This is a genomic window from Chryseobacterium sp. Leaf394 (genome assembly GCF_001424105.1).
GTDB lineage: Bacteria > Bacteroidota > Bacteroidia > Flavobacteriales > Weeksellaceae > Chryseobacterium.
This window is the reverse complement of the sequence record NZ_LMQH01000004.1, coordinates 144,039-160,658: the sequence shown is the minus strand read 5'-3', so window position 1 is coordinate 160,658 and position 16,620 is coordinate 144,039. Positions and strand designations below refer to the sequence as shown.

The 16,620-nt window shown below is 36.6% G+C and carries 14 protein-coding genes, 7 tRNA genes and 1 other RNA gene; 10 read left to right on the top strand and 12 right to left on the bottom strand.

What is annotated here, in order from left to right:
- Positions 1-230: 230 nt before the first annotated feature.
- The 10 genes from ASG21_RS01475 to rpsU form a co-directional block, all read right to left on the bottom strand.
- A tRNA-Thr gene (locus tag ASG21_RS01475) sits at positions 231-302 on the bottom strand.
- A gap of 40 nt (positions 303-342) precedes the next feature.
- Positions 343-415: transfer RNA gene (locus ASG21_RS01470), tRNA-Gly, on the bottom strand.
- Between the two features lie 87 nt (positions 416-502).
- Positions 503-583: transfer RNA gene (locus ASG21_RS01465), tRNA-Tyr, on the bottom strand.
- An 18-nt stretch (positions 584-601) separates the two neighbouring features.
- A tRNA-Thr gene (locus ASG21_RS01460) sits at positions 602-675 on the bottom strand.
- Positions 676-770: 95 nt separating this feature from the next.
- Positions 771-843: transfer RNA gene (locus ASG21_RS01455), tRNA-Gly, on the bottom strand.
- 86 nt (positions 844-929) lie between these two features.
- A tRNA-Tyr gene (locus tag ASG21_RS01450) sits at positions 930-1,010 on the bottom strand.
- A gap of 18 nt (positions 1,011-1,028) precedes the next feature.
- Positions 1,029-1,102, bottom strand: a tRNA-Thr gene (locus tag ASG21_RS01445).
- Positions 1,103-1,209: 107 nt separating this feature from the next.
- Positions 1,210-1,500 (bottom strand): HPF/RaiA family ribosome-associated protein, encoded by a 291-nt coding sequence (locus tag ASG21_RS01440; RefSeq protein ID WP_056074857.1) that lies wholly within the window; start codon positions 1,498-1,500, stop codon positions 1,210-1,212.
- The gene (locus ASG21_RS01435) at positions 1,497-2,384 is read right to left on the bottom strand and encodes a tyrosine-type recombinase/integrase (RefSeq protein WP_056074854.1); all 888 of its coding nucleotides are present in this window, start codon (positions 2,382-2,384) and stop codon (positions 1,497-1,499) included. Before ASG21_RS01435 ends, ASG21_RS01440 begins: the two co-directional genes overlap by 4 nt.
- An 82-nt stretch (positions 2,385-2,466) precedes the next feature.
- Positions 2,467-2,664, bottom strand: a complete 198-nt coding sequence (rpsU, locus tag ASG21_RS01430) for a 30S ribosomal protein S21 (RefSeq protein ID WP_056028873.1) — start codon at positions 2,662-2,664, stop codon at positions 2,467-2,469.
- A 496-nt stretch (positions 2,665-3,160) separates the two neighbouring features.
- Between rpsU and ssrA the strand changes: the two genes are divergently transcribed.
- The 8 genes from ssrA to ASG21_RS01390 all read left to right on the top strand — a co-directional run bounded on the left by ssrA (position 3,161) and on the right by ASG21_RS01390 (position 11,494).
- Positions 3,161-3,561: a transfer-messenger RNA gene (ssrA, locus tag ASG21_RS19815) on the top strand.
- Positions 3,562-3,851: 290 nt separating this feature from the next.
- A complete protein-coding gene (locus tag ASG21_RS20135) occupies positions 3,852-4,028 on the top strand; it encodes a hypothetical protein (protein WP_157844499.1) in 177 nt (58 codons plus the stop codon).
- Positions 4,029-4,254: 226 nt separating this feature from the next.
- Positions 4,255-5,124, top strand: a complete 870-nt coding sequence (locus ASG21_RS01415) for a DUF3347 domain-containing protein (RefSeq protein WP_185113696.1) — start codon at positions 4,255-4,257, stop codon at positions 5,122-5,124.
- A gap of 12 nt (positions 5,125-5,136) precedes the next feature.
- Positions 5,137-5,658, top strand: a complete 522-nt coding sequence (locus ASG21_RS01410; protein ID WP_056012966.1) for a DUF305 domain-containing protein — start codon at positions 5,137-5,139, stop codon at positions 5,656-5,658.
- A gap of 39 nt (positions 5,659-5,697) precedes the next feature.
- Positions 5,698-6,357, top strand: a complete 660-nt coding sequence (locus tag ASG21_RS01405; protein ID WP_056012968.1) for a DUF3347 domain-containing protein — start codon at positions 5,698-5,700, stop codon at positions 6,355-6,357.
- Position 6,358: 1 nt separating this feature from the next.
- Positions 6,359-6,829 carry a heme-binding domain-containing protein gene (locus ASG21_RS01400; protein WP_056012971.1) on the top strand — a complete coding sequence of 157 codons (471 nt, stop codon included), beginning with the start codon at positions 6,359-6,361 and terminating at the stop codon, positions 6,827-6,829.
- An 85-nt stretch (positions 6,830-6,914) separates the two neighbouring features.
- Positions 6,915-8,954 carry a copper-translocating P-type ATPase gene (locus tag ASG21_RS01395; RefSeq protein WP_056012974.1) on the top strand — a complete coding sequence of 680 codons (2,040 nt, stop codon included), beginning with the start codon at positions 6,915-6,917 and terminating at the stop codon, positions 8,952-8,954.
- A gap of 2 nt (positions 8,955-8,956) precedes the next feature.
- Positions 8,957-11,494, top strand: coding sequence for a multicopper oxidase domain-containing protein (locus tag ASG21_RS01390; protein WP_117590171.1), 2,538 nt, complete (start codon positions 8,957-8,959; stop codon positions 11,492-11,494).
- A gap of 273 nt (positions 11,495-11,767) precedes the next feature.
- Here the strand turns inward: ASG21_RS01390 and ASG21_RS01385 are convergent, their stop codons facing one another.
- Positions 11,768-12,001 carry a helix-turn-helix domain-containing protein gene (locus tag ASG21_RS01385; protein WP_056012977.1) on the bottom strand — a complete coding sequence of 78 codons (234 nt, stop codon included), beginning with the start codon at positions 11,999-12,001 and terminating at the stop codon, positions 11,768-11,770.
- 377 nt (positions 12,002-12,378) lie between these two features.
- Between ASG21_RS01385 and ASG21_RS01380 the strand changes: the two genes are divergently transcribed.
- Positions 12,379-13,194 (top strand): sigma-70 family RNA polymerase sigma factor, encoded by an 816-nt coding sequence (locus tag ASG21_RS01380; RefSeq protein ID WP_056012979.1) that lies wholly within the window; start codon positions 12,379-12,381, stop codon positions 13,192-13,194.
- 1 nt (position 13,195) lies between these two features.
- Entirely contained in the window at positions 13,196-14,290 is a 1,095-nt protein-coding gene (locus ASG21_RS01375) for a hypothetical protein (protein ID WP_056075237.1), read from the top strand.
- A gap of 263 nt (positions 14,291-14,553) precedes the next feature.
- Here ASG21_RS01375 and ASG21_RS01370 read toward each other — a convergent pair whose 3' ends face one another.
- Positions 14,554-16,605 (bottom strand): heavy metal translocating P-type ATPase, encoded by a 2,052-nt coding sequence (locus ASG21_RS01370; protein WP_056074849.1) that lies wholly within the window; start codon positions 16,603-16,605, stop codon positions 14,554-14,556.
- Positions 16,606-16,620: the final 15 nt, after the last annotated feature.

Genomic DNA, 16,620 nt, shown 5'->3' with positions numbered 1-16,620 from the left:
GTCGTTCCGTAGGAATCTAAACCGCTTATTTCATTGTGCTGAGATTCCTGCGGAATGACAAATAAGCCGGACAAGTCTATTACAACTAAAATAAACTCATAAAACTTTTTTAAAATGAATGTAGATTCAAATTAAAAGTAAATAAAATGTCTGAACAATATCTGAACAAAAAAAATCATTTACAAACCTTCAGAAAACAAAAAATCCCGAAGAAATCGGGATTTGCTGTGAGCCAACTACGGGACTTGAACCCGTGACCTCTTCCTTACCAAGGAAGCACTCTACCGCTGAGCTAAGTCGGCCTGAAACAAAAAATCACACCAGAAGCGTGATTTTTTACTGAGCGGAAGACGAGGGTCGAACTCGCGACATTCAGCTTGGAAGGCTGACGCTCTACCAACTGAGCTACTTCCGCAATTTTGTTTCCAAAATTATTGGTAAACGCTTTGCAAACTTAGGCTTTTTGGCCAATATCTGCAAACTTTTTTTTGAATATAAACTGTGGGGAGAGCAGGATTCGAACCTACGAAGCCGAAGCAACTGAGTTACAGTCAGTCCCATTTAGCCACTCTGGAATCTCCCCTTGGTTTATATTAAAATGAGCTTCCAGAGGGATTCGAACCCACGACCCCGAGATTACAAATCACGTGCTCTGGCCAGCTGAGCTATGGAAGCATTTTAATAATTCTAAACTGAAGGCTGAGAGAAAAGCTACTCTGCAACAATTCAGCAGTGAAAAAAAAATCACCCTGATGAGGTGTGATTCTTTGAGCGGAAGACGAGGGTCGAACTCGCGACATTCAGCTTGGAAGGCTGACGCTCTACCAACTGAGCTACTTCCGCAATTTTGTTTCCAAAATCATTGGTAACGGTTTGCAAATCTAGAAAAATCTTCTGAAACCTGCAAGTTTTTTTATCAATATAAACCGTGGGGAGAGCAGGATTCGAACCTACGAAGCCGAAGCAACTGAGTTACAGTCAGTCCCATTTAGCCACTCTGGAATCTCCCCGAGTTTATATTAAAAATGAGCTTCCAGAGGGATTCGAACCCACGACCCCGAGATTACAAATCACGTGCTCTGGCCAGCTGAGCTATGGAAGCATAATAAAAAAGAATTCAAAAGATCGCTGTTCCTTTTTTGCGTGTGCAAATATAGAACGGATTTTTTGAATTCTCAAATTTTTAGTATGTTTTTTTTGACTTTTTTATTAGGCCAGTTCTTTTTTCTTGATTAGTAGCTTCTTAGCTGTATCAACACACTGGTCTAAGCTTTCCTCGAAGCTTGAGCAGGTCTTTTTTACAACGATATCGTCACCCGGAACGGCTAAAATAAGCTCTGTAGTTTTGTTTTCTCTGTCTGAAGTGTTTTCTACTTTTAAGAAAACCTTACAATCCTGAATTTTGTCGTAAAACGTAGCAAGTTTGTTTACTTTTTTCTCAATGTGATCTTCTAATGGTGCATGTGGTGTTAAACCAATTGACTGTACTGTGATCTTCATAATTCTTCTTTTTTTGCGGCTCTTGGATGAGCCAGATTAAACACTTTTTTTAGTTGCTCTATATTGGCATTCGTATAGACTTGAGTACTGGCAAGACTTGAATGTCCTAATATTTTTTTTACTTTCGAAATTTCCGCCCCATTATCCAAAACATGTGTAGCAAAGCTGTGTCTTAATATATGTGGGCTCTTTTTCTCCTTGGATGTTACAAGACTAAGATACTTATTAACGGCAAGGTAAACAAATTTTTCTGTGAGTTTTTTACCGTTTTTGTTGATGAAAAAGTATTCATCAAAATCTTCCTTTGGATTTCTGATACCGAGATAATCAGATAAAAGTTGGGTAAGTTTCTCTGAAATGGGAACATAGCGTTCCTTGTTTCCTTTTCCTATGATCTTCAGCTCCTGTGATTCCAGATTTACATTTCCAAATATCAAGCCACAAAGTTCGGCTTTCCGGATGCCGGTTTGGTAAAGTGTTTCGATGATGCAGTGTTCCAGCAGGTTGTCTTTTTCGAGAGAAATTTTCTCATCAAGATTTTTCATTTCATCACTTGAAATCGGAATTTGCTTTTCTGCGTAAAATTTCAGTGAACTGATGTTTTCTACGGGTGAAGTTTTAATTTCCTGAATTTTCAGTAAAAATTTATAGAAACTGCGGAGGGTAGAAACCTTCCTGTTGATGCTTCTTTTGGCAATGTTTTTTTCGCTGAGTTCCACAATGAAGTTGCGGATGATTTTTTTATCTGCATTTAAAAGATTTTCTGAACCTTCAGTACGAAGGTAGAATTCATAGAAATCTTCCAGATCTTTTTTATAGCTCGTTACGGTGTGTGAAGAATAGCGTTTTTCAAACGATATGTACTGAAGAAACTTGTCAATCATAAAAAAGTGTAAAAACAAAAAATTCACTCAATAAATATAACTATTTAAAGAGTGAATTTAGTATGCGTGTTAAGAAAATTTCTTAAGCCTGCTCTTCTTTGCTAAGATTTACTTGCTTGTAAGCAGCTTTAAGTCTTGCCTGTCTTAAAGTTACAGACGGCTTAATGAAAGCCTGTCTTGATCTTAATTGACGAACAGTACCTGTTTTGTCAAATTTTCTCTTATATTTTTTAAGTGCTCTGTCGATAGACTCTCCGTCTTTTACTGGAATTATTAACATAAATTACATCTCATTTTGGATTGCAAAAATAGAAATTTATTATTGATTACCAAAGTATTTCTAATTAAAAATTGATTTTATTTTAAATCCATCTTATATCTTCATTAAATTTAGCTTGCTGTTAACCTGTAAACGTTATAATCTGATGAAGTTTTCAAGCTATTTTCCAACATTTAGAGCCTATTTAAATATTATTAAAATAGTTTGATTATATTGATTTTTACTGTTTTGATTAATTGAGTCTTCGACAGGCTCAGACTGACAAATCTAATGCTAACCGCTCAATTTAACGGTGTCACTCTGAGCCTGTCGAAGAGTTTTTAAACAATCATTATTGATTTGATAAGAATTTAAACAGGCTCTTAGGTTTGGGGTAGGAATAATAAGGCTTAAAAAGTTCTCTATAAATCAATTCTTTTTACACATTCTTCAAGCTCCGTCTTAATATGAATAAAATGTAAACAAAAATTTGTATCTTTGCCTTTCACTTAAACATGGGGTTGACTGGTTTCGACAGCAAGGTCAATGGGTAAGTAAGCATGCAGAGAACCGTAGCGCGATCTCTTAAATCCCTTGCTACAAAATTTTAACTGGCAACGAAGAGTTCGCTCTTGCAGCTTAATCCGAATAAAGTAAGATTTCAAGCGCTTTCCCGAAGATAGTAAGGAAGCAAGATGTCTCACAAATGCTCTGTTCTGCGGCGTTTGATTCTGAGATATAGTAATGCAGAAATAAGGTTTTGGGAGCTTTGACCAAAACTCGAAAACCTCAGAAGATAAGCTGGAAGTTGGGTGTTTGCTCTCTGCCTCCAGTCGAAAACCAACAGTAAAATAAGCATGTAGAAATCTTATGTATTGCTTGTTTGGACGAGGGTTCGAATCNCCTCCAACTCCACTTAAAACTCTGTAAATTGCTGATTTACAGAGTTTTATTTTTAAAGGTGCTAGTGTAGGTGCTATATTAAATTCTATTTTATTAAGAATTATCAAATAATTACCATCATACTTTGCCAATGATAACAAATCCAGCTCTCTTATTGCATTTACTTAATTAAAATAATCATATTATAACTATCAAAAAGAAATAATTTCATAATTTTGTTGTGTTGAAAACTTTTAGTAAACATATCAGCTTTATTATCTTACTATGTTTGGGCTTTTTTCTAATTCCAAGCTTAAGCTATGCTTGTGCAAAAAAAACAGCTAATACAGAACAGAAAAGTTGCTCTAAAGATCAATATTCAAAATCAGAACATAAAAGCAGATGTAAGGATAAGTCCTGTACTAAGTGCAACGATGGTCACGACTGCAACGGTAAGTGTAAACACAGTTCTTGCAAATGTAGCACTTCTTCATCTCCATTAAGTTTACCTATACTTGTAGATATAAAAACAGAAAATCACTTTGCGGAAATTAAAACGCAAAAATTCGGTTTCAAACAAACCTATTATTCTTCGGGTTACCATTCTTTTTGGCAACCGCCTAAAATAGGATAAAACTATGGCTTGCTAGCCACAGTTACGTCTTGTCGAAAACTAAATCCGGTTTTCGCAACCCTTTTATAAATCTTATTAATTTTAAAATTTTCAAATTGAAATCAATATCAAAAATATTGATGGTAATCACCGTATTACTATCAGCAGTAAACAGTTTTGCACAAATCAAAAATGCAAAAAGAGAAACCGTAAAAATATATGGCAACTGTGATATGTGTAAAACCACAATTGAAAAAGCAGGAAACGTAAAAAATGTAGCCACAGTAGAATGGAATAAAGACACCAAAATGGCTACACTTAAATACGATGATAAAAAAACAAGCCAGGATGAAATACTGAAACGTATTGCTTTGGCAGGTTATGACAGCGAGAAATTTTTAGCTCCAGATGATGTATATGCTAAACTATCCGGATGCTGCCAATACAACAGAGAATTAAAACCAGTTGCAAAAGTTGAAGTTGCAAATATGGATATGAAAGCAGAACACGGTAACCACAACTCAAAAGAAATGGCAACTACCCAATATGCACCACAACTGAAAGCAGTTTTCGATAATTATTTTTCTGTGAAAGATGCTTTGGTGAAAACCGACGCAGGTACTTCATCCGCAAAAGCTTCTGAACTGATAAAAGCAATTAAAGCAGTAGAAATGACAAAACTTTCCAACGAAGAACATACCGTTTGGATGAAAGTAATGAAAGATTTAACTGCTAATTCAGAAAAAATTGCAGTAGCAAAAGATGTTACCAAACAAAGAGAAATTTTCGCTTTACTGGCTAATAATATGTACGAATTAGCCAAAGTTTCAAAACAAGAAACACCTGTTTATTATCAGCATTGCCCAATGTACAATAATGGTAAAGGAGCAAATTGGCTAAGCAAAGAAGAAGCAATTAAAAATCCGTATTACGGCTCCAAAATGCTTACTTGCGGAAGCGTACAGGAAACTATTAATAACAAATAAAACGCAATTGTTATGGAAAGTATGGAAAACCAACACGAAATACAACACAATCATAAGAATGAAAAGCATAATACTAATCATTCTTTAGCAATGTACAAACGCTTTACTGTAATGGCTGTTGCTATGTTCATAGCTATGTACTTCATTATGTATGCTATGATTGACGGCTTACAGAACCTTATCCTGAACATCAATAATTTATATATGACATTGCTGATGATTTCTGCAATGTTGATCATAGAACTATTGATAATGAAAGGAATGTATGAAAACAAAAAAATCAACTGGGCAATCATAACGGTTTCCTTTGCGATTGGCATCTTTTCTTGGTTTGGTATTCGGGAGCAATTATTTGTGGGCGATAAGGAGTTTGTAAAAGGTATGATACCGCATCACGCAGCAGCAGTATTGATGTCTGAAAAAGCTAAACTTACCGACCCCGAATTGATACAGTTACAAAAAAACATACTGGAAACACAGGCACAAGAAATCGAATTTATGAAGCATAAGCTAAATGAATTTGAAAACAAATAAATAAGATAAAGTTCTTCAATAATATCAAAAGTAAATAAAATGAAAAATATAATTTTCTCAATCATTACATTAGTAACAATTGCAACGGTAACAATTTCCTGCAATCAATCTTCAAATAAAAATAGCGACCAGCAAGCTAATGATAGCACAACAATTGCTGCAACTCCGGAGTTACAATCACCTATACACAATGATACGGTAGCAACTGTTACTTCAACGGATACGTCTTCTCAAGAGGCAGAAAAATCCGATGTGAAGCAAACTCAAAAGTTTACTATCGCACCTATAATTAAGGATTATTTGGCTTTAAAAAATGCACTTGTTGCAGATAATGACAAAACAGCTGCTAATGCAGGAAAGCAATTGTTTACTACCTTAAAAAATGTGGATATGAACGCTATCCCAGCAAATAAACATAAAGAATATATGGAAATAGCTGAAGATGCCAAGGAAAATGCAGAACATATTGGCGACAACGCAGGAAAGGTAGACCACCAAAGAGAACATTTCGCATCCTTAAGTAAAGATGTCTCCGACCTTATTACCTTGTTTGGAACTACACAAAAGCTGTATCAGGACTTCTGCCCAATGTACAATGACGGCAAAGGTGCTATTTGGATTAGCGAAGCTAAGGCAATTAAAAATCCTTATTACGGTAGCCAAATGCTTACCTGCGGTTCTGTGAAAAAGGATTTATAAAATGAAAAAAGTAATAAAGATAATTTTGGCAATAGTACTGTTTTTTTTTATTGCTATACAATTATATCAGCCTGCCCTCAATGTAAATAAGGGGCAGGTTGACAAAACCTATTTTGCAAAAGTTTATACCGTTCCGGAAAATGTGCAAAACATTTTACAAAATGCCTGTTACGATTGTCATAGCAATAATACCAAAAATACGTGGTATTCCAACATACAGCCTATGGCGTGGATGATGAAAAGGCATATTGATAATGGCAAAGAAAAATTAAACTTTAGTGAGTTTGGCAGTATTAGTAGTCGAAGGCAAATAAGTAAATTGAAAGGAATAGCAAACCAAATTAAAGACGATGAAATGCCTTTAGCTTCATATAAAATAATGCACAGCTACGCAAAGCTCTCAAAAGAGCAAAAAAGTTTGATAATGGATTGGATGAACAAAAAAGCAGACAGCCTTTCAATAGAAAATTAAAAGCAGTGCACAAAAAAAATATTAATCACCATTCTTAAAACAATCTATATTCGCAAAAAGGATTGTTGCAAATAAAATTATTTATATGGAACATCAACATACAGAAAATAAAGAAATCCATACAGGGCATGACATGAGCAATATGCAGCATGGAGCAAACCCATCAATGGGCATGGCAGGACATAACCACCATGCCATGATGATTGCCGATTTTAAAAAAAGGTTTTATGTTGTGCTCATCCTAACCATTCCAATCATGTTGCTATCAACCATGATACAACATTTTATGAAAGTTGATTGGCAGTTTGCAGGTTCGCAATACATACTCTTTGCATTGTCAACCGTTGTGTTTTTTTATGGCGGCTTTCCATTTTTAAAAGGATTGGTTGACGAAGTAAAAGCAAAGAACCCCGGCATGATGTTTTTAATCGGGTTCGCCATAACAGTTGCTTACATCTACAGCGTTGCAATTGTGTTTGGGTTACAGGGTATGGATTTCTTTTGGGAATTGGCAACCCTAATACTCATAATGCTTTTGGGGCATTGGATAGAAATGAAATCTGTTGCAGGTGCGTCAAAAGAATTAGAATTATTGGTACAGTTAATGCCAGCCGATGCACATATGGTAATGCCCAACATGGTGCATGATGTAAAAACCGAGACATTAAAAGAGAACGACATTATTTTAGTAAAGCCAGGCGAAAAAGTGGCAGCCGATGGAATAATATTAGAAGGCGAAAGCTACCTGAATGAAAGTATGCTTACCGGCGAAAGCAAACCAGTACAAAAAGTAAAAGGCGATAAAGTAATTGCAGGCGCAATCAATGGCAACGGTTCTATAAAAGTTACCGTTTCCCATGCAGCAAAAGACTCTTACTTATCACAGGTAATTAAATTGGTGGACGATGCGCAAAAATCAAAATCACAAACGCAGCTATTAGCAGACAAAGCTGCAAGATGGCTTACGATTATAGCAATGGTTACAGGCATTGCCACATTTTTATATTGGTATCTCACAGGGCAATCATTGGCTTTTGCAATGGAAAGAATGGTAACCGTAATTGTTATTTGTTGCCCTCATGCTTTGGGTTTGGCAGTTCCATTGGTTGTTGCAAAATCTACAGCCTTATCAGCTAAAAGCGGATTGCTTATTAAAAACAGGACAGCCTTTGAAAATGCAAGAAAAATAACCACCGTAGTTTTTGACAAAACAGGAACATTGACCGTAGGAAAATTTGAAGTATCAAAAGTCGTTTCGTTGCAAAAAGAGTTGGACGAAAATGAAATCATTCGCCTTGCATCAGCATTGGAACAAAAATCAGAACATCCAATTGCAACAGGCATATTGCGAAAAGTAAAAGACTTATCAATCACAATTCCTGCAACAGAAAATTTCAATGCCATCACAGGTAAAGGCGTTGAAGCAACTGTTGAGGGCAAAAAAATATTGGTGGTTAGTCCGGGATATTTAAAAGAAAACAATGTAGCAATCCCCGAAAGCTTTACTGCCAACGACACAGAGACAGTTGTGTTTCTAATCGTCAATAATCAGTTGGCAGGTTACATTGCTTTGTCAGATGAAATCCGCCCTGAATCAGCAGAAGCAATCAAGACCTTAAGAGAAAACAATATCAGATCCATTTTGCTTACCGGCGATAACAACAAAGTAGCAAAGAGTGTAAGTGACACTTTAGGCATGGATAGTTTTATTGCCGAAGTATTGCCACATCAAAAATTAGAAAAAATAAAAGAACTGCAAAGCAAAGACGAATTTGTTGCAATGACAGGCGATGGCGTAAACGATGCACCAGCTTTAGCAGTTGCCGATGTTGGTATTGCAGTTGGTAGCGGGAGCGATATAGCAGCCGAAACCGCAGGTATTGTTTTAGTAAACAGCAATCCAAAAGATATAGTAAGCCTCATTTTATTTGGCAAAGCCACTTACCGAAAAATGATACAGAATTTAATTTGGGCAACAGGTTATAATGTTATTGCGTTGCCTTTGGCAGCAGGTGTTTTATATAAACAAGGCATCTTATTAAGTCCGGCAGCAGGTGCGGTTTTAATGACGGTTAGTACAGTTGTAGTTGCAATCAATGCAAGTTTTTTAAAAATAAAAAAATAAAAATGAAAAAGATAACATTAGTAATATTCATCCTTGCCATGTACACCTTTGCACAAGCACAGGATATGAAAGGTATGGATATGAGTAAAAACGAAAAGGTGCAACAGGCAACTTATACTTGCTCGATGCATCCCGAAATCCACGCCGCAAAACCAGGCAACTGTCTAAAGTGTGGTATGAAATTGATAAAAGAAAAGGCTAAAACGGTAAAGCAGTCATCAAACAAAAAGAACGATGAAATGCAGATACCTCCAAAAGAGCAGCCGAAAATGGTGGACAAAATGAACAATATGTCTATGCCAAAAGAAAAGCCTCAAACCGTAAAAAGAATTGTAAACACAAAACCGCCAAAAACAGTCCGTTACGAACTGTTTGTAAAAGATACTCTAGTAAATTATGCAGGTGAAGAAAAAAGAGCCATAGCAGTAAATGGACAAATACCGATGCCCACGCTCACTTTCACAGAAGGTGATACAGCCGAAATTGTTGTACATAATCAATTAAAAGAAAGTACATCACTACATTGGCATGGCGTTTTTTTACCCAATAAAGAGGATGGTGTGCCTTGGCTTACTCAAAAACCCATTCCAGCAGGTTCAACTTATACCTATCGTTTTCCGATTATCCAACACGGAACGCACTGGTATCACTCACATTCGGGTCTGCAGGAGCAGATTGGTATGTATGGCAGTTTTGTAATGAAAAAGCGTGAGGATGATAAAACTTTTAGAGAGGGAATTGATGATTTGCCTACCGTACCCATCATTTTAAGTGAGTGGACAAACCTTAACCCGGATAACATTAACAGAATGTTACATAATGCCAATGATTGGGCGGCTATTAAAAAAAATGCAACACAATCTTACGCAGAAGCCATTAGAGAAGGTTATTTTAAAACAAAAGTAAAGAATGAATGGAAGCGGATGCTGGCAATGGACGTAAGCGATGTGTATTATGACAAAATATTAATTAACGGAAATCATTCTACTGATTTAAAAAAGGTTGATGGTAAAACGTTAAAAGCAGGAGATAAAGTAAGATTACGAGTGTCAAATGGTGGGGCATCCTCTTATTTTTGGTTGCGATATGCAGGAGGTAAAATTACTGTAGTAGCCAATGATGGTAATGATGTAGAGCCAGTAGAGGTAGATAGATTAATCATTGCAGTTTCCGAAACTTATGATATAGTAGTAACAATTCCTAACGATGGGGTTGCCTATGAGTTTCTAGCCACTACTGAAGACCGAACACAATCTGCAAGTTATTTTGTGGGCAATGGTATTAAACAGCTTATTTCTCCGCTTCCTCGCCTTAAATATTTTGAGGGGATGAAAATGATGAATGATATGATGAAGATGAATGGCGATTTGGACGATATGGGAATGAAAATGAGCTTGAACCAAATGGATATGAATGTGGTAATGTATCCCGAAATCACAGGAGATAGTAAGCAGAAAGAAGATCATAGTCAACACAATATGAATATGGAAAATGATCCCAACCGTTACAATGCAAATGCTTTGGGAGAAATCAAAACGCTGAATTATGCAATGTTACAATCTCCTTCCAATACGGAACTTCCTAAAGATGCTCCAGTAAAAGAATTGAAATTTACCCTTACAGGAAATATGAACCGCTATGTGTGGAGTATGGATAACAAAATCCTATCAGAAGTTGATAAAATCCCTGTAAAGAAAGGAGAAATCTTACGCATTACCCTTTACAATAACTCAATGATGCGACATCCGATGCACCTGCACGGTTTTGATTTCAGGGTAATCAACGGTAAAGGCGAAAAATCACCACTTAAAAATGTATTGGATATAATGCCAATGGAAACAGATATCATCGAATTTTTAGCAAATGAAGAAGGAGATTGGTTTTTCCATTGTCATATACTTTACCATATGATGTCGGGGATGAATAGAGTTTTTGCAGTTGACGATTATCAAAATCCGAATTTACCTGACAAAAAACAAGCATATAATATGTTGCAGCGAGAGAGTAATATGCCACACTTTATGGCGCAGAATGATTTCGCTACCAATGGGAATGATGGTGACGCAATGCTTCAGAATGCAAGATGGAGTTTAGGTACAGAATGGCGTTTAGGCTATAATGATATGCACGGGTATGAAGTAGAAACGCACTTAGGACGATACATAGGTAAAATGCAATGGTTTATGCCCTTTATTGGTTTTGATTGGAGATATCGTAAAATGGGTATGGATGAACACGAAACCAATTTATTTGGACAAAAAAATGAAAAAGATACACGTAGAGCCATTAGTTTAGGTTTGATGTACACTTTGCCAATGTTAGTAAACTTTCAGGCAGAAGTATATCACGATGGTATTGTACGATTGTCGTTGATGCGTGAAGACATTCCGATTACAAAAAGATTGAGGGCGGGTTTTATGGTAAACACCGATATGGAATATATGACTGAGCTAAAATATATTATCAATAAAAATGTGGGTATTCGTACACATTATGACAGTGATATGGGATGGGGATTTGGTATTTCGCTTAATTATTAATTTCAACGAATTATGTAAAGAAATTCGCACAAATTTTATTCTACATTAAAACAAAATCCATCTTTTTGAGATGGATTTTGTTGCTATAATTTATATTAACCATTAATAATCCTTTTTTATATAATCTCGACATAATCAAGTTAAACCTAAATTTCACAATTTTCATTGTAAATAAACCTCTTCTTTTTTTTAACTGCGTGACGAATATTCTAACCAAACGATAATCTTAATACAGATTTTTATAATAATAAAATAGCAACTATTGTCGGTATTTTATTCGTTAATGAGGTTGAAAAATTGTTCAAGAGTAAGTTTTCTTGCTTTACAAATTCTATAAAGTGTTTCAACAGGAATTCTATATGTACCATCACTCTTGATTTTCCGTACAGTACTTTCTTCAATATCGTGGCTTTTAGCAAACGAGTTCTGTGACTTATTTTCTTTAAGCCAAGGAATCAACCAATTTTTAGTTATATACGAACAGATTTTCTCGTTTATGTCAATCATATAACAAAAGAAATATTTTGTTATTGAAATTCTACGGTCGTTCGACCGTAATTAAATTATTTTTGTTATCTTTGTAATACAAGTTACAAGAGTGTAACTTTGCGATAGTTCAAAGAAATATAGAAGCTATTGCTTAGATTCTCGCATTAGAAAACTGGTAATTTTATGTGTACGAGGAGATAAGTAAATGTGCCCACGACTTCGGCGTGGGCTCACTTATCGTACACAGGTATACCAGTGCCTCTAATGCTGTAAGCTGAGTTCCACGCCTTTTCTTTTAGGAAAAATGTAGTAAGTATTTTCAATGATGCAAAGGAATTCACCTTATTTATCTAAGCAGTTACTTCCAGCAATAATTTAGATAAAATAAGCTGCTTATGAAAAGAACAGAATCATTGCCTAGAAAGTTGACCGATCTTCAGTTGTACGAACTGTTGAAAAAAGGCAATCCAACCGCTTTGGAACATATTCATCTGCGTTACAAGAGACTTCTTTTCTGGGTTGGATGGCAGGTGCTTAAGGATGATTTTGTGGTGAATACTATCGTTCAGGACACCTTCCTTAAATTGTGGCTGCATCGTGACACCATTGAAACGCCTAATCATATTACTGGCTTTTTACGGTTTGTGATGAAAAGAGATTCTATATCGTATGTAACCGCTCCAAGAAATAAATTCAGCCGCTTAATGGCTTCTCTTGAAAGTTTTGAGAATTATCAGGATTATCTTGTGGGTTATGATCCCCTGACTGATAAAGAGAATCTCCTCAGTCACGAGTCGGATCAGAAAAATTTCGATGAAGTCAAAAAAGTTTTACCCGTTCTGGATCCCAAAAGAAAACACCTGATCGAGCTTTGCTTGGTATATGGCTTTCAGCACAAACCAATCGCAGAAGCAATGGGAAGTAGTGTGAAAGACATCAGCAATGAGGTAAGCAGAGCTATAAATGATCTTCGAAAAATTCTTAATAGAAGTTCTTTTGAACAGCCACAGGAAAAAGCTTTCGATAACAAGGAACAGTCAGAAAAACTCAGTAGTCAACAACTCGATATTTTGAAAAGAAGGTTTGAGCAGAAATCTTCATTTACAGTTATTGCCCGAGAACTCAAATTACCTGAAAAGGAAGTACATCGGGAATTTCTGTATGCATATCAATATTTACAAAATCAAAACACTTCTGAAATACCTCTTTGAAATGGAAAAATCCACGATGACATTGACCCGAAGAATTCAGTTGCTGATCGATCTTCCTGCAAATGAACAAAAAGAGATGTGGGAAAAACTCTACCGGTATCAGAACCGCTGTTTCCGAGCGGCTAATTTTATCGTTTCCCATCTGTATGTTCAGGAAATGATTAAGGATTTCTTTTACCTTACAGAAGAAATACAATACAAGCTGGCGGATGTAAATAAAGATGAAATGGGAATATTTACAAGATCAAAAACACACACAACTGCACGGATGGTCTTCGATCGTTTCAAGGGAGAAATACCTACTGATATTCTGGGAAGCCTGAACAATACGATTCAATCGACCTTCTCTAAAAACAAAGCCGACTATTGGCAGGGAACAAAATCATTGCGAAACTTTAAGAAAGATATTCCAATTCCGCTTCCGGTCAAATGCATCAGCAAAATGAAGTATGATCCCGAAAAGAAAGCATATAGCTTCAATATGTTTGCTATTCCGGTTAAAACTTATTTAGGGAAAGATTTTACCGACAAGCGATTGATAATGGAACGTCTTTTAAGGGGAGAGATAAAGCTTTGCACATCACAGATCCAGCTGAAAGCCGCAAAGATCTATTGGCTTGCAGTATTTGAATTTGAAAAAGAAGAACATAAATTAAAACCCGAAATCATTGCAGAGGCTTCCCTGTCTTTGGAACACCCGATAGTGGTAAAGGCCAACAATGTGCGAATCAATATTGGCTCGAAAGAGGAGTTCCTGTATCGCAGGCTTGCGATCCAGGCAAGTCAGAAAAGGATTCAAGACGGTATCGCCTATGCCCGTTCAGGAAATGGAGTTAAACGCAAACAGAAAGCATTGTATAAGACAGAGAATCTGGAAAGCAGATATGTAAGTCATCGGCTTCACCTTTATAGCCGAAAACTTATCGATTTCTGTATCCAGCAAAAGGCAGGCACATTGATACTTAAAAATCAGGAAGACAAGATAGGTATTGCTAAAGAACAGGAATTTGTGCTTCGCAACTGGAGTTATTATGAATTGCAGACCAAAATAAAATACAAAGCAGAAAAGGCGGGTATAGAATTGATCATTGGATAGGAAAAAAATAACGAGGGTGCTTGTACACCCGCAGGGTGAGGTGTTGAACACTCACTAAATACTCAGTGAGTATATACAACGGCGTGGGCTCTTTTTTTACTTATGTTTTAAAATACTTCAAACGCTCATTAATAGATTAAACGATTACTTCAGGATAATAACTTTTATATTTAAGGCTCAACCATCTAGTTGAGCCTTAAATATGAAGTTGTAAATGTACTTTTAAAGCATCTCTGTTTTTTTAATACTTATAAATAGCATTATTAAAAAGTCATTCTTTGAATTCTGACAGCATTTAATATAGCTAATAGAGCAACTCCTACGTCCGCAAAAACTGCTTCCCACATTGTTGCTAATCCACCAGCTCCCAATACCAGTACAATCGCTTTCACAGCAAAAGCTAGAAAAATATTTTGCCAAACGATCTTCCGGGTTTGCTTTCCGATATTGATCGCCATCGGTATTTTGCTTGGCTTATCGTCTTGAATGACTACATCTGCGGTCTCAATGGTTGCATCACTTCCCAATCCGCCCATTGCAATACCTACGTCGCTCAAGGCAACAACAGGGGCATCATTGACGCCGTCTCCCACAAAGGCAACTGTTTCATTTTGTGATTTGATCTCTTTTACTTTGTTGACCTTATCTTCCGGTAACAGATCGCCAAAGGCGTTAGTTATTCCCAGTTGATCTGCAACAAATTGTACAACAGTGCTCTTATCTCCACTTAACATCGTGGTTTTTACACCTAAGGCTTTAAGTTTATCAATGCTCAGCTGTGCATCAGCTTTTATACTGTCTGCAATAGTAATGTAGCCTGCAAATTTTCTATCATATGCGATTGCAATTATTGTATAAACGATTTGCGTAGGGTCAAGATCATATTTGATATTGAACTTATCCATCAATTTAAAATTTCCCACAAGTAGATCTTTTCCGTTGATACTGGCTTTCAATCCGTGCCCAGCGATTTCTTCTGTATTTTCTAATTGTATAGAATGGTCAATTTCGCCGACATATTGATGGATTGCCGTAGCGACCGGATGGGTACTTTTGCTTTCTAAAGCATTTACCATCTTCAGAATTTCATCTTTATCAAATTCAGATTTTAAAGTAACTTCCTGAACTTTAAAGACGCCCTCGGTCATTGTCCCGGTCTTGTCCATCACCACATTTTTAATATTGGCAATAATGTCTAAAAAATTACTTCCTTTAAACAGTATACCGTTCTTTGAAGCTGCGCCAATTCCGCCGAAATAACCTAGAGGAATGCTAATAACCAAAGCGCAAGGACAAGAGATAACCAAGAACACTAATGCCCTGTAAAGCCAGTCACGGAAAACATAATTTTCCACGAACAGATATGGTAGTAGGCATATCAGTACTGCGAGTCCGACGACAATGGGTGTATAAATCCTTGCGAATTTTCGGATAAAAAGTTCAGTAGGTGCCTTCTGAGCTGTCGCATTTTGTACCAATTCCAGAATTTTGCTCAACTTACTGTCTTCGTAAGCAGTTGTCACTTTTACCTGAGCAATAGTTTGTAGATTGATCATTCCGGCAAGCACGCTTTCACCTTTGTTTTTGGTATCAGGCTTACTCTCACCAGTTAATGCCGCAGTATTGAACGATGCGGATTCACTTACCAACTCTCCGTCCAGAGCCAGCTTCTCTCCTGATTTTAGCTGTACAATATCTCCAATTTTCGCCTGTTTGGCAGGGATGGTCTTTGGTTGGTTACCTTCCAGAATGGTCACCTCATCAGGACGCTGATCCAACAATGCTTTGATATTATTCTTTGCTTTCGAAACAGCAAGTGTCTGGAAAACCTCTCCTACACTGTAGAATAACATAACAGCAACCCCTTCCGGATATTCACCGATTGCAAATGCGCCTACAGTAGCAATGCCCATTAGAAAAAATTCCGAAAAAACGTCACCTTTGGCAATGCTTTCATACGCTTCTTTTAGAACGGGTAGACCCACAGGCAAATAAGCCACCGCATACCATACGATCCGTACCCAGCCTTGAAACCACTCCTGCGGAAAAAAGTTATCCAGTACGATGCCTATCAACAGAATAACCAGAGAAACAATTGCTGGTAAAAACATTTGAAATGTATTTTTCTCACCAGTGCTATGGTCGTGGTCGTGCCCGTCGTCCTCGCTGTGCGTTTCAGCTTTGTTATTTTTGGTAGAACAGCATTTGTCATCCTCAAGTAATTTTTTGGCGCCAGCATCATTGTAGATTTTGCCTTCCTGAGGTGTGCAGCAAAGCTGATTTCCTTCCTTGTCGTAAATATGTTTGTGTTCCATTGTTGTAGATTTTAA

What these genes read in the sequence shown, in the direction of transcription:
- ASG21_RS01370 (WP_056074849.1), bottom strand. Translation starts at nt 16,605, where the DNA reads ATGGAACACAAACATATTTACGACAAGGAAGGAAATCAGCTTTGCTGC.
- ASG21_RS01395 (WP_056012974.1), top strand. Translation starts at nt 6,915, where the DNA reads ATGGAACATCAACATACAGAAAATAAAGAAATCCATACAGGGCATGAC.
- ASG21_RS01375 (WP_056075237.1), top strand. Translation starts at nt 13,196, where the DNA reads ATGGAAAAATCCACGATGACATTGACCCGAAGAATTCAGTTGCTGATC.
- ASG21_RS01435 (WP_056074854.1), bottom strand. Translation starts at nt 2,384, where the DNA reads ATGATTGACAAGTTTCTTCAGTACATATCGTTTGAAAAACGCTATTCT.
- rpsU (WP_056028873.1), bottom strand. Translation starts at nt 2,664, where the DNA reads ATGTTAATAATTCCAGTAAAAGACGGAGAGTCTATCGACAGAGCACTT.
- ASG21_RS01380 (WP_056012979.1), top strand. Translation starts at nt 12,379, where the DNA reads ATGAAAAGAACAGAATCATTGCCTAGAAAGTTGACCGATCTTCAGTTG.
- ASG21_RS01440 (WP_056074857.1), bottom strand. Translation starts at nt 1,500, where the DNA reads ATGAAGATCACAGTACAGTCAATTGGTTTAACACCACATGCACCATTA.
- ASG21_RS01410 (WP_056012966.1), top strand. Translation starts at nt 5,137, where the DNA reads ATGGAAAGTATGGAAAACCAACACGAAATACAACACAATCATAAGAAT.
- ASG21_RS01390 (WP_117590171.1), top strand. Translation starts at nt 8,957, where the DNA reads ATGAAAAAGATAACATTAGTAATATTCATCCTTGCCATGTACACCTTT.
- ASG21_RS01400 (WP_056012971.1), top strand. Translation starts at nt 6,359, where the DNA reads ATGAAAAAAGTAATAAAGATAATTTTGGCAATAGTACTGTTTTTTTTT.
- ASG21_RS01385 (WP_056012977.1), bottom strand. Translation starts at nt 12,001, where the DNA reads ATGATTGACATAAACGAGAAAATCTGTTCGTATATAACTAAAAATTGG.
- ASG21_RS01405 (WP_056012968.1), top strand. Translation starts at nt 5,698, where the DNA reads ATGAAAAATATAATTTTCTCAATCATTACATTAGTAACAATTGCAACG.